Origin of the sequence: Pseudomonas sp. GX19020, from assembly GCF_023371075.1 — a bacterium.
Lineage (GTDB): Bacteria > Pseudomonadota > Alphaproteobacteria > Rhodobacterales > Rhodobacteraceae > Pseudogemmobacter.
The window spans coordinates 1-13,290 of record NZ_JAMCCR010000016.1; the positions used below are offsets into that span (position 1 = coordinate 1).

Sequence of the window (13,290 nt, forward strand, 5' to 3'; positions counted from 1 at the left end):
GTTCTCGCTCGCGATCAACTCGATCTCATCGCGCTGACGGCCAAGTTCAGAGCGCACCGCTCCGAAAAGTTCGGGGTCGCGCGAGGAAAGAGATTCGGTGAAAAAGCCGGAGCTTTGGAAACTTGTATCGGGCATATCGGGCCTCTTTCTGGTCCTGGATCTGCGGAAAGGGGGGTCAGCCGGTCCAACCGAGGCCGGCGGCGATGCAGTTCATGCTTTGCAGGAGCGGCACGGAAAGGGCTTGCCGTTCGCTTTGGCGCGCATGGCGCAAGAGGTCAATCTGCAGGCGGTTGAGCTGATCAAGGGCGACCCGGTTGCGTTCGAATCCTTCGCGGAACATCGGGAACCGCGCGGCAAGAACATCCTGATTGGTGATCTGCAAGACCGCCGCGCAGGTCAGTTGGTATTCCTCGCGGATCATCCCGAACAGGGTGCGGGCGAGATCGCGGTCGGTGACAAGGCTGGCATAGCCGGCTGCGACATCCATATCCGCCTGTGCCAGGCTCTTTTCGATCTCGTCAACCACCATGCGAAACAAAGGGTTAGAGGAGAACATCCGCGCCAGGAGCAACCTGCCGCTTTCGCCACGCACCGAAAGGAAGGAGGTGATGGCAGATCCGAAACCATACCAGCCGGTCAGCATATGCCGGTTCTGGGACCAGGCGAAGACCCATGGGATGGCACGCAGATCAGCGAGCGTCTTTGCCCCGTGGCGCCGCGCCGGCCGCGAGCCGAGTTTCAACGCCGACAATTCGCCGACCGGGCTTGCCTCCTCGAAATAGCGCACGAAATCCGGGCTTTCGACCAGGCGAGACCAGACCGCCTGCGACATGCCGGAAAGGGCAACAAGGGCCTCGTCCTGATCAGGATGGACCACCGGTCCCTGCGGACCGGTGACGGCGGTATGGGTGAGGACGGCGGCGGTGAGCAACTCCATATTATGGAGGGCTGTGCCGCGATTGGCGTATTTTGCGGAAACAACCTCACCTTGCTCGGTGAGTTTCAAAGCGCCACCAATGGTGCCGGCGGGTTGCGCCGCAATGGCGCGTTCTGTCGGCGCGCCGCCCCGGCTGGCTGAACCACCACGACCGTGGAAAAAGCTGGGACGGAAACCATGGGCGGCCAGTGTTGCAGTGATGCGCCGTTGGGCACGGTGCAATTCCCAGGTCGAACAGAGAAAGCCTCCGTCTTTCCCGGAATCGGAATAGCCCAGCATGACTTCGACATGGCCGCGTTTTTCCCGCAGTCCTGCGCGAAATGCGTTGTTTTTCAACAGCTCTTCCAGAATTTCCGGACCAGCGCGCAGATCGGCGATGGTCTCGAACAGGGGGGCTACGATCAGCGCAGGCGCGCCGGGGCAGGGGCCAGCGGCATAACGCGCAAGCAGATGTACCGCCAGAATATCTTCGGCAGAGCGCGCCATTGACACGATGAAGGGGCCAAAGGCCTCCGGGTCATGCCCGCTTTCGCGGGTCAGCCGAAGCAGAGCGAGCAGGTCCTGCGCGACCGGCCCGAGGTCAGAATCCTGCGCCTGGGGCAGTTCGGGGTCGGCGAGGGCGCGCCGGATTTCCGCAGCACCGGCAGGAGTGCCGCTGCGCGCGCTGATCCCTTGCGCAGCCCAGATCTCATCCAGGACCGCATTGATAATGGTCGAATTTTGTCGCAAATCCAGCGAGGCTGTGCGAAAGCCGAAAACTTCGGCCCGCCAGCGCACCGGGCGGATCCAGGCCCTTGCGAGATCACCGGCACCGATGGCAAGCAGGGCGGTTTCGACGCTGTTCAGGTCTCCGACCAGCTCATGCGGGCCACGATAGGCGGTCGCAGTGCCATCGCGGCTCGCGATCAGGCGGGCGAGGATCGCGCTCAGTGCCTGTCGGAAAATCTCGTTGGGATTTCGTTGATTATGTGGCGTGCCGCTTCTGCTCTGGACGATGACGGCGGCCAGAGCGGCCATATTGGCCTCGGGAACCGGCACGATGCGACAGGAAATGCTGAGCCGCCGCGCGGCGCGCTCGACCCCTTCGATATGGCAGGCGAGCGCGGCCAGCCTCCCGGCATCGATCGCGGCCCGCGTCACCTCGGCCGTCACATTGGGATTGCCGTCGCGGTCGCCGCCGATCCAGGTGTTGAACCGCAGACAGGGACGTTCCGATGCCGCCGATTGCGGCGCGAATTCGGCGCGCGCGTCGATAAAGCGTTCATAAAGCTGGGGAACCGCGTCAAAGAGGCTGTTGCGGAAGAATTGCAGGCCCCAGTTTATCTCATCGGTGAGGCTGGGGCGTTCCAGCCGCAATTCCCCGGTCAGCCATAAAAGACCGATCTCGCAGCGGATCTCTGTATAAAGCGCTTCGCGTTCCCGCGGGGTCCAGCGTTGGGTCTCAAGCTCGACAAGGCGGCGATAGATGCGGCGGTGAATTTCAAGAATGGTGACCCGTTTCGCCTCGGTCGGATGCGCGGTCATCGTCGGCACCACCGAGAGCTTTGCGACCGCGGCATCAATTGCGGCAGAATCCAGCCCCTGCTGCGCAAGGCCCGCAAAGGCCGCGGCGAAAGAGCCGGGAACATTCTCCGCCCCTTCTCGCGCCTCGATCCGGCGGCGCTGCCGCATCGCGTCGTTTTCTTCGGCAATCCGCGACAGCTGAAAGCGGATGTTCAGCGCCTGGAGATAGGGGATGGCGCGATCATCGGCGGGGATCGGGTCGGTCGCGCCGGTGGAAAGCCAGGCAGCGACTTCAGGCGCACGCTGGGTCACCACCTCGGCCAGCAGGTCATGCAACAGGTGGCGCAGCGCGGCGGCATCGCTGTCGGCGGGCAGGCCCGGATCAGGCATCACCCGGTTCATCATGCCACCCTGTCGCGAGGGGCGCGGCCCTCAAAGAAATCGACCAGGTTTTCAAAGACGCGGAACCCCATGGCCTCGCGGGTTTCGCGGGTCGCCGATCCCAGATGCGGCAGCAGCACAAGGTTGTCGCTGTTCAGAAGATCGGCCGGGATCTGTGGTTCGCGTTCAAACACATCAAGCCCGGCGCCACCGATGGTGCCATACCAAAGCGCACGGGAAAGCGCATGTTCATCAACCACTTCGCCGCGCGCCGTGTTGATCAGGAACGCACCGGGCCGCATCAGATCGAGGCGCCGCGCATTGATCAGATGCCGGTTTGCCGCGCCCCCGGGGCAGTGGAGCGAGAAGAAATCGCAGGCCGGCAACAGGTCTTCGATGGTTTCTACCTGCACCGCGTTGTAGCGGGCAAGCACCTCAGGCGAGATGGGCGAGCGGTTCTGCACCAGGATCTTCATGCCAAATCCGTGATGCGCGCGCTGCGCCATCGCCTGGCCGATGCGGCCAAAGCCGATGATGCCGAGCGTTGCGCCTGAAACCCGGGTGCCGATCATATGGGTCGGCCGCCAGCCGGTCCATTTGCCGTCCCGGACCTCGCGTTCACCTTCACCGGCGCGCCGTGCAACCATCAGCATCAGCGTCATGGCGATATCGGCGGTGCATTCGGACAGCACATCGGGCGTATTCGTCACCATGATGCCGCGATCCTTCGCAGATCCGGTGTCGATATGGGAAAAGCCAACCCCATAATTTGCAAGGATTTTCACCCGCGCCGGGGCCTCGCAAAAGGCCTCGGCGGGAAGTTTGTCAGTCACTGTCGGAAGAACCGCATCATAGCTGCGAAAGGCGTCCCGGAACTCTGCGAGCCCCAGAGGCCGGTCGGCCCGGTTCAGATCGGTGTCGAAGATCTCCGACATTTTCGCCTCGACCGCAGCGGGCCAGCGGCGGGTGACAAGAACCTTTGGTTTTGCAGCCATGATGCGTTCCCCCCTTGCGGTTCAGGCGGCGTTCAGCACGCGGGCGATGGTCTCACCGATAACCGAGGGGTTCTCGGCCACGGTGACGCCTGCGGCGGTGAGGATCTCGACTTTTTCGCTGGCGCTTTCGCCAAAGGCCGAGATGATCGCGCCGGCATGACCCATGGTGCGGCCCTTCGGTGCGGTGAGGCCGGCGATATAGGCGACCACCGGTTTCGTCATGTTTTCCTGGATCCAGGCGGCGGCTTCGGCCTCTTGCGGGCCGCCGATTTCACCGATCAGGCAGACGATATGGGTGTCGGGATCCTTCTCGAACTGCTCAAGAATATCGCGGAAACTGGAGCCGTTGATCGGATCACCACCGATGCCGACGCTGGTCGAAACCCCGATGCCGCGATCTTTCAGCTGCTGTGCCGCCTCATAGCCGAGCGTGCCGGAGCGGCCAACGATGCCAACATGACCGGGCAGATAGATATGCCCCGGCATGATGCCGACCAGTGATTTCCCGGGAGAAATGGTGCCGGCGCAGTTCGGCCCGGTCAGGACCATGCGCTTTTCCTTGGGATAACGCATCATATAGCGCTTCACCCGGATCATGTCCTGGGCCGGGATACCGTCGGTGATGCAGACGCAGTAGCGGATGCCGCCATCTGCGGCTTCCATGATGCTGTCAGCGGCGAAGGGCGGGGGAACGAAGACAAGGCTTGCTTCGGCGCCGGTGGCCTCGACCGCTTGTTTTACCGTGTCAAAAACCGGAACGCCGTGGACGGTTTCACCGGCCTTGCCGGGCACGACGCCGCCGACGAGGTTGGTGCCGTAATCCAGCATTTCCTTGGCGTGGAACTGCGCCATGCGGCCGGTGATGCCCTGGATGATGACGGGGGTGTTTCTGTCGAGAAAGATGCTCATTTCACGATCCTCATCCGGGTGTTCTGGGTTTTGTCGTTTTTCCAGGCCGAAACAGCGCGCTCTGCCGCTTCCATCAGCGAGGTCGCACGGATGATCGGCAGCCCGCTTTTCGCAAGGATCTTCAGCCCTTCCTCGACATTGGTTCCGGCAAGGCGCACAACGACCGGCACATCGACCGGATTGGCCTGCAATGCCTGAACCACACCTTCAGCGACCCAGTCACAGCGGTTGATGCCGGCAAAGATGTTCACAAGGATCGCCTGGACGTTTTCATCCGAATTCACGAGACGAAACGCCTTCGCCACCCGCTCGGGCGTCGCGCCGCCGCCGATATCGAGGAAGTTCGCAGGCTCGCCACCTGCCAGCTTGATCGTATCCATCGTCGCCATAGCAAGCCCGGCGCCGTTCACGATGCAGCCGATATTGCCGGAAAGGCCAATGTAAGAGAGGCCACGATCCGCCGCGCGGCTTTCACGCGGGTCTTCCTGACTTTTGTCGCGCAGCTCGGCAATGGCCGGGTGGCGGAACAGGGCATTGGTATCAAAGGTCATTTTCGCGTCGAGCGCCAGGATGCGGCGGTCGGCGGTGATCACCAGCGGGTTGATCTCGACCATTGTCGCGTCAAGCTCGGTAAAGGCGCGGTAGCAGCCTTGCAGCGTGCGGACCATCTGCTGGATCATGTCGGTCGGGATCTTCAGCGCAAACGCGATTTCCCGCGCCTGGAATTCCTGAAGGCCCACCGCCGGCTCCACCGTCGAGCGAACGATGCTGTCCGGGCGGTTTGCCGAGATCTCTTCGATCTCCATCCCGCCTTCCGAGGAGGCGACGATCATCACCCGCTGCGACGAGCGGTCAAGCACGAAGCCGAGATAGATCTCGCGCTCAAACGGCACTGCCGCCTCGACATAGATGCGGTAGATGCCTTTGCCTTCGGCGCCGGTCTGATGCGTGACCAGACGGCGGCCGAACATCTCATTGGTGGCGTCCTGGATCTCATGTTCCGAGGAGCAGATCTTGACGCCGCCGGCCTTGCCACGCCCGCCGGCATGGACCTGGGCCTTAACGATCCAGCGTGAGCCCCCCATTTCCCTTGCGCGGTAAGCCGCCTGTTCGGGGCTGTATGCCAGTGCCCCATCCGGAATTGCGACACCGAAACGGTGAAGAATCTCTTTCGCCTGATATTCATGAATATCCATGCGCGGCCCTCCCTGACCGGTTATGGTTGTGAATTTCCGCGTTTCTCGCGGTTGGTGTCTGGCTGCGGGCGATGCCGCAGCCAGGGAAACGGCTTATTCCGCCGCCAGCGCCATCGAGCGCGAATTGGATTTACGCCAGAATTCCTCGGCCGCCGCGACGCCGGAACCGGCCTCAATCGGGATGCCGACATCGCGCATCGACATCTCGGCGCCGCCAAGCGCCATCATCAGCATCAGCTCGTTCAGATCACCAAGATGGCCGATGCGGAAAACCTTGCCGGCCACGACCGACAGCCCGGCGCCCAGCGAGAGACCATAGCGGTCATAGGCGCGCGCGATCACCTGGCGGGCGTCATGGCCCTCGGGCACGACGATGGCGCTGACGGTGTCGGAATGCCATTTCGGCTCTTTCGCGCAGAGCGTCATATTCCAGGCCGAGACCGCGCGGCGCACGCCTTCGGCAAGGAACTTATGCCGCGCCCAGATATTCTCGATCCCTTCCGCATTGATGCGGTCGAGCGAGGCGCGCAAGCCGCGCAGCATGTTCATCGGCGGCGTATAGGGGAAATAACCGGTCGCATTGGTCGCGGTCATGTCCTTGAAGTCAAAATAGCAGCGGCGCAGCCCGTTGGCTTTCGAGGCTTCCAGCGCTTTCTGGCTGACGCCGATGATTGCCAGGCCCGCCGGCATCATAAAGCCCTTTTGCGAGCCGGCCACGGCCAGGTCGACCCCCCATTCATCCATGCGGAATTCGAGCGAACCGATGGAAGAGATGCCGTCCACGTAAAGCAAAGCCGGGTGATCGCACTGATCCATCACTTTTCGAACACCGGCGATATCCGAGGTCACGCCGGTCGCGGTCTCGTTATGGCAGGCGAGGATGGCCTTGATCTCGCGCTTTTTGTCGGCGCTGAGGCGCTCGGCCAGCTTGTCGAGCGGAACGCCCGTGCCCCATTCGCAGTCGATGGTTTCGACATCGAGACCGAGGCGCTGGCAGAGATCAACCCAGAGCACCGAAAACTGGCCGAAACGCGGTGCCAGAACCTTGTCGCCGGGCGACAGCGTGTTGGTGATCGAGGCTTCCCAGCCACCGGTGCCGGTTGCCGGGAAAATGAAGACCTGGCCGGTTTCGGTGTGGAAGACCTTCTTCAGATCCTGGAACAGCGGCAGCACCAGCGCAGGCACATCGGGCGAACGATGATCCTCCATCGGCACATCAATCGCCTTGCGAATCGCCTCGGGAACATTGGTGGGGCCGGGGACGAAAAGGCCACGGATACCTTGCATAACAGTCCTCCCATGGGGCGGCGTCGGGTTATTCCCTTCACGCCGTGAATAATCGTTGACCTCAGGGAATACTTGTTATGAAAGTTTCACAACGGAACTACCTCCTGCTTTTGGGCTTCCGTTTGGGTGGGAAAAAACCTGCCATAATGTCTTGATATGCGGTTGTATGCAGAAAATTTACCTATCCATACGGGTAGGTTTCCTAGCGGAAGGGTTGTAAATGCAAGTGCTTAGCCCGGCGTCCAGACAGATCTCGCTTGCGCTGGCGGACAGCAATCCGCTGGTTCTGGGTGCGATGTCCGAGATTTTCGACCGTGATCCCCGATTCTCACTGGTCGCCACCAGTTCAAGCGCCGAAGGGTTTCTTGGTGCGGTGATGCGGGTGCCGGTGGAACTGGGGATTATCGACTGGCGGATCCCCGCGCTTGGTGGCCAGAAGCTGATCGAGGTGCTGCGTGATCAGCCCAATGCGCCCCGTCTGATCGTCTATGGCGATGATCAGAACGGCGAACTGCCGCGCAAGTCGATGATCGCTGGCGCTGCCGGCTTTGTCGCGCGTTCCACCTCGGTCGAGAAGCTGGTCGATACCTGTCTCGCGGTCGCGTCGGGCCAGATGGTTTTCCCCTTTCTCGACGTGCGCGAGCTGCAGACCGATCCGATCCACCAGCTGACGCGACGCGAAAAATCGCTGCTGGAGGCATTGGCACGCGGGCTGACGAATCGCGACCTGGCGGGCGATTTCGGCATCTCGGCCAATACGGTGAAATTTCACTTGTCGAACCTTTATGAGAAGCTCGGCGTCCACAGTCGCGCTCAGGCAATCGCTTGGTTCTACTCGCATCAGCAGAGCGGCGATGCCGGGGCTGCGCGGCTCGCATTTACGGCGCAGAAATAATATTTCTTGACAGGAAAGTAATTTTCTTTCTCGCATTGGGTCAGCACAGACCACATCCTGAGGAGGATCCACAATGAGCTTTCACCCCATCGAACAGGCGCCCGCACGGCTGAACCGCAGCGAATTGGCGGTTCCGGGAAGCCAGCCGCAACTGTTTGAAAAGGCAGCGCAATCTGACGCGGATGTGGTGTTCCTCGATCTCGAGGATGCGGTGGCGCCCGATGACAAGGCCCAGGCCCGCAAGAATATCATCAAGGCCCTGAACGAGATGGACTGGGGCAAGAAAACCATGTCGGTGCGAATCAACGGGCTCGATACGCATTACATGTATCGCGATGTTGTCGATGTGGTGGAGCAGGCGGGCGAACGGCTCGACCTGATCATGATCCCGAAAGTGGGCACTGCCGCCGATGTCTATGCTGTCGATATGCTGGTGACGCAGATCGAGGATGCAAAGGGCTATAAAAAGCGAATCGGGTTTGAACATATCATCGAGACCGCGCTTGGCATGCAGAACGTGACCGAGATCGCCGGCGCATCCAAACGCAATGAGAGCCTGCATTTCGGTGTGGCCGATTACGCGGCCTCGACCCGCGCCCGCACCACGATCATCGGCGGCGTGAACCCGGATTATTCGGTGCTGACCGACCCGCTGGAAGATGGCACCCGCGCCATTCATTGGGGGGATATGTGGCATTACGCGCTGGCGCGGATGGTGGTTGCGGCGCGCGCGAACGGGCTGCGCCCGGTGGACGGGCCGTTCGGTGATTTCTCGGATCCCGATGGCTATCGCGCGGCGGCAAAGCGCGCGGCAGTGCTGGGCTGCGAGGGCAAATGGGCGATCCATCCGAGTCAGGTTGCGCTGGCCAATGAGGTCATGAGCCCGTCTGAAGCCGAGGTCACCCGCGCACAACGTATCCTTGAGGCGATGGCGAAAGCGGCGTCGGAAGGCAAAGGGGCTGTTTCGCTTGACGGGCGGCTGATTGACTATGCGTCGATCCGTCAGGCAGAAGTTCTTGTCGAGAAAGCAAAACAGATCGCAGGGTAAGACATGACCATGGGAGAGGGCGCGGCCCGGGCTGAGATTTCGGGGCTGCGCGAAGAAGCGCGGGCGTTGTTCGCGCGTGCGGTTCAGGCGGCGGATCCGGCACTGGCGCTCCGGCGCGCGCTGGAGACTGCGCCCTTTCCTCTGGCGCCCGGGCGCCAGATCGTCATCGCCGTCGGTAAGGCGGCGGTGCCGATGGTGGCCGAAGCGCTGCGGCATCTGTCGCCCGAGGCCGAGATCATTCTGGTAACGAATTATGAGAATGCCGCGTCCCTGCCCGATGGGTTCGGGCGCGTGCAGGTTTTTGCCTCGGGTCATCCGGTACCTGATGAGAATGGGCTGCGCGCCGGTCAGGCCGTGATGGCTGCACTGCAAGGGGCAGGGGCGGATGATCGGGTGATCGCACTGATCTCGGGCGGTGGCTCGGCGCTGTTGCCGGCGCCGGTCGAGGGCGTCAGCCTTGCGAACAAGGCCGAAGTGAACCGGCTTTTGCTGGCGGGCGGGCTCGAGATCACCCAGATGAACCTGATCCGGCAGAACCTGTCGCAGCTGAAAGGCGGCGGAATGCTGCGGCTGGCGGCCCCGGCCCCGGTTTCGGCCTGGATCCTTTCCGATGTGATCGGCGATGATCTGCGCACGATCGCGAGCGGGCCGACGGTGGCCCCGCTCGGCGGACGGGCGGCGGCGGGTGACATCCTGCGCAAGGCAGGGCTTTGGGATGCCTTGCCCGAGTCAGTCCGGGCGCATCTGAGTGCTGCGGCAGACGAGACACCACCACCCGCAGCTGCGCTGAACCGGCTGATCGGGTCGAACCGGCAAAGCCTGGAAGCGATCCGTGACGGCGCAGGCCACCCGGTGGTGATCATGGATCAGCCGCTGGTCGGCGATGTGGGGGCTGCGGCAGAGACGATCCTCGCTGCGGCGGAACAGGCCGCGCCCGGGGATTGCCTGATCTGGGGTGGCGAGACCACAGTGACGCTGCGCGGAGACGGTAAAGGCGGTCGAAATCAAGAGCTTGCGCTTCGTGTGGCGCTTGGGGCCACGCGGATCAGCCGGCCCTGGGTCTTTCTGTCAGGCGGCACTGACGGGCGCGACGGGCCAACCGATGCGGCGGGCGGGCTGGTCGATGCGGGATCGGCTGCGCGGATGCGCGAAAGCGTCGATCCCGGGGCCTTGCTTGCGAATAATGATTCCAACAAGGCGCTGGCCGCGTCGGGTGATCTGCTGATCACCGGAGCCAGCGGCACCAATGTGGCCGATGTGCAGATCCTGCTGATCGGCTGAGCCTCAGGCGGGAATTCCCGAGGCGGGAAGGTCATTGACCAGCACATGCGCGACCCGGGTGAAGGTCGCGCGCATCCTGTCGACATGCGGGCCGCTGAGCCCGCAATCCAGGATCGCCTGATCCATCAGCGCCAGCCAGTCATCCGCATCGCCTGCCCGGATCGGGATATGGGCGTGCATCGTCTTCACGTCCATATTCCCATGTTTTTCAAGGTAATAGCGTCGACCGCCCAGAAAACCCGAGAGAAAGTTGAACTGTTCTTCCCGCACATGGCTCAGCCCGTGGCCGCGGAAATGCAGATGAAGGATCTGTCGGCCGCGCGGATCGGTCTCGACCAGATCATAGAAGCGGTTGACGAGGCGCCTGAGCGCCTCCTCTCCGCCGATCTGGTCGAGTATGCTGGTCATTTCGATTGCGGCCTCACGATTGCGGGCGGGTCTTTTTCGGATCGTAATGCGACAGCGTCACGATCTTCGCAGGCAGGCGTTTTTGCTGCCCGTCAAGCTTGCCGACCTCAACCTCGGTTCCCGGTTCCGAATGCGAAATATCAACGCGGGCCAGCGCGATATTCTTCTTCAGGAGCGGCGAGCGCATCGAAGAGGTGACCACGCCGATCTGCGCCCGACCGATATGGATGCAATCGCCATGCCCCACCGAGACATTCGAATCGATGTCGAGCCCGACAAACTTATGCATCGGATTTTCCTTGCGCCGGACCAGCGCATCACGCCCGATAAAGTCATCCGTCTTGCCCTTCAGCGGCACGGTAAAGCCGATGCCGGCTTCGAACGGGTCGGTCTGGTCGGTGAAGTCGTAATTCGCAAAGATCAGCCCGGCTTCGATCCGGAGCATGTCCAGCGCCAGCAGACCCATCGGGCGCAGCCCGTGTTCAGGACCTTTTTCCCAAATCGCGTCGAAGACTTCGCCCGCATGTTTCGGGTGGCACCAGACCTCATAGCCCAGCTCGCCCGTATAGCCGGTGCGCGAGACGACGACCGGAATGCCCTGGTCATGACCGATCCGGCCGACGGTAAAGCGGAACCAGGCCAGTTCCTGGATCTTCGGCTGATGCGGCGGCGTCCAGATCACCTTGTCGAGCAGGTCGCGGCTTTCCGGCCCCTGTACGGCGAGGTTATGCAGCTGATCGGTGGAATCGCGGATCAGCACTTTCAGGCCCAGCTTCTCGGCCTGTTCGCGCAGCCAGGTGCCGGAATATTCGTCCCCACAGACCCAGCGGAAGTTGTTATCGCCAAGCTTGAAGATGGTGCCATCATCGATCATGCCGCCATGCGGATAGCACATCGCCGAATAGACGATCTGGCCGGTGGTCAGCTTTTTCACATCGCGCGTCAGCGTATATTGCATCAGCGCCTCAGAGTCCGGCCCGGTGATCTCGTATTTCCGCAGCGCGGAAAGATCCATGATCACCGATTTCTGGCGCGCGGCGAGGTATTCCTCGGTCGGGCCGGCCTCGGCGAAGGAATTCACCAGCCAGAACCCTTTATATTCCACAAAATTGCGGGTGAGTTTGGACAGGCGGTCGTGGAACCCGGTTTCCCTGGTCATCTTCGGCTCCGAATCTGGGGTCGCGCGGAAAGCGACGGCGCGGCTGAATTTCTGCGTGGCCGCATAGGTGCGGACATGAATGTCGGTCGGGTTCCAGCCATTGGCGGCCGTGGTGTCATCGGGGCAGGCCGAATTGACGCAGACGATGTCGGTCAGGGCGCGCAGGAGGACATAATCACCCGGGCGCGACCAGGGTTCATCGGCATACATGACACCATGATCATCGACGCCGGTGTTGAAGAAGAAGTTCGCAGCCATCCAGCCGCCGCGTGCACCGATCCCATGCGGTGCGAGGACCGCATTGAAATTCTCGGTACAGTTCACATGGCCCGGATAGCCGATATCGTCGTAATATTTGGCATAGCAGGCCAGCGAGAAGGCGTCATGGCGCCCGCAGGTGTCCTGGATCACCTCGACCAGCGGGGTGAAGTCCTGGTCGTAATATTTCGCATGCAGGCCCGGCATCGGATAGGCGTGGCCCATGACCGAACGGGTCGCGGTGACGTCCAGCGCATGTTCGATGCCGCGATCCAGCTTACGGGCGTCAAAGCACTGGAAATCGGTGCATTGGCGGCCGTCGACATCAAGGATCTGGATATATTCGCCTGCTTTAACCACATAGGCCTCGGCCGTGGCCGAGCGCACACGGACCTCTTGCAGCGGGTCCGACAGCGGGTCGGGCAGTTCGGATTTCAGCGCGAAATTCGCCGCCGCACGTTTGACAAAGACGGTGAGCGGCGTCGCGGTGTCCTGGCCATCGGGATCCATATCGCCGCCAGGCGCCGCCACCACCAGAAAGCCCTCGCGGCTGGCGGTGAAATCGACCGAGGTGCGCGCGGGGGTATCGGCGGCAAAAAAGCGGCTGGCCTTTGCCCCGGCCAGATCGAGGCCAAGACGCTCAAGCCCCTGGCGCATCCGCGCAAGGCTCGGCTCGCCCGAGGCCAGCAGTGCTTTCAGCCCGCTTGCGTCACAGTCGCCGCCAAGCCCCAGAAGGGCCGGATCGATCCGCCCGTCCTGGCCTGCCGCCAGCACCTCGCAGGGCTGTCCGCCCTCGTCATTGACCACCGTGATCCGGTCGCCGGTGCCGATCCGGATCATCATCGCGCCGGCACCGGGCACCGAATAGCGCTCGGTGCCTTTGGGCAGCATCAGCCCGGCGGGGCGGATGATCTGGCTGGGTCTGGGCGGGCCCGGGATCACATCGGGATAAGCCTGGTCGAGCATCGCATCCTCCATCACGCCATTGGCGTATGCAGAAAATAAGTTTACGCTGAGGAATATTCTAGGCCCG

General features: G+C 62.3%; 10 protein-coding genes. 3 read left to right on the forward strand and 7 right to left on the reverse strand.

All coding sequences use genetic code 11. The features are described 5' to 3' along the window. Positions 1–175 precede the first annotated feature (175 nt). The 5 genes from M3484_RS19185 to M3484_RS19205 form a co-directional block, all read right to left on the reverse strand. The gene (locus tag M3484_RS19185) at positions 176–2,842 is read right to left on the reverse strand and encodes a phosphoenolpyruvate carboxylase (RefSeq protein ID WP_249498797.1); all 2,667 of its coding nucleotides are present in this window, start codon (positions 2,840–2,842) and stop codon (positions 176–178) included. Further along, the gene (locus M3484_RS19190) at positions 2,842–3,816 is read right to left on the reverse strand and encodes a 2-hydroxyacid dehydrogenase (protein ID WP_249498798.1); all 975 of its coding nucleotides are present in this window, start codon (positions 3,814–3,816) and stop codon (positions 2,842–2,844) included. Before M3484_RS19190 ends, M3484_RS19185 begins: the two co-directional genes overlap by 1 nt. 21 nt (positions 3,817–3,837) lie before the next feature. Then, complete coding sequence (gene sucD, locus M3484_RS19195) at positions 3,838–4,725, reverse strand: succinate--CoA ligase subunit alpha (protein ID WP_092895998.1); 888 nt, start codon at positions 4,723–4,725, stop codon at positions 3,838–3,840. Beyond that, positions 4,722–5,921 carry a malate--CoA ligase subunit beta gene (locus tag M3484_RS19200; RefSeq protein WP_092896000.1) on the reverse strand — a complete coding sequence of 400 codons (1,200 nt, stop codon included), beginning with the start codon at positions 5,919–5,921 and terminating at the stop codon, positions 4,722–4,724. Before M3484_RS19200 ends, sucD begins: the two co-directional genes overlap by 4 nt. A 93-nt stretch (positions 5,922–6,014) precedes the next feature. Continuing rightward, positions 6,015–7,208, reverse strand: coding sequence for an aminotransferase class V-fold PLP-dependent enzyme (locus M3484_RS19205; RefSeq protein WP_249498799.1), 1,194 nt, complete (start codon positions 7,206–7,208; stop codon positions 6,015–6,017). Between the two features lie 220 nt (positions 7,209–7,428). Between M3484_RS19205 and M3484_RS19210 the strand changes: the two genes are divergently transcribed. The 3 genes from M3484_RS19210 to M3484_RS19220 all read left to right on the forward strand — a co-directional run bounded on the left by M3484_RS19210 (position 7,429) and on the right by M3484_RS19220 (position 10,432). Then, on the forward strand, positions 7,429–8,103 hold the full coding sequence (locus M3484_RS19210; protein WP_092896004.1) for a response regulator transcription factor: 675 nt from the start codon (positions 7,429–7,431) through the stop codon (positions 8,101–8,103). Between the two features lie 73 nt (positions 8,104–8,176). Next, positions 8,177–9,151 (forward strand): HpcH/HpaI aldolase/citrate lyase family protein, encoded by a 975-nt coding sequence (locus M3484_RS19215; RefSeq protein ID WP_249498800.1) that lies wholly within the window; start codon positions 8,177–8,179, stop codon positions 9,149–9,151. A gap of 3 nt (positions 9,152–9,154) precedes the next feature. Continuing rightward, the gene (locus M3484_RS19220; RefSeq protein WP_249498801.1) at positions 9,155–10,432 is read left to right on the forward strand and encodes a glycerate kinase type-2 family protein; all 1,278 of its coding nucleotides are present in this window, start codon (positions 9,155–9,157) and stop codon (positions 10,430–10,432) included. A 3-nt stretch (positions 10,433–10,435) separates the two neighbouring features. Here the strand turns inward: M3484_RS19220 and M3484_RS19225 are convergent, their stop codons facing one another. After that, the gene (locus M3484_RS19225) at positions 10,436–10,840 is read right to left on the reverse strand and encodes a group II truncated hemoglobin (protein ID WP_092896008.1); all 405 of its coding nucleotides are present in this window, start codon (positions 10,838–10,840) and stop codon (positions 10,436–10,438) included. 13 nt (positions 10,841–10,853) lie between these two features. Beyond that, entirely contained in the window at positions 10,854–13,223 is a 2,370-nt protein-coding gene (locus M3484_RS19230) for a trimethylamine N-oxide demethylase (RefSeq protein ID WP_249498802.1), read from the reverse strand. Positions 13,224–13,290 lie beyond the last annotated feature (67 nt).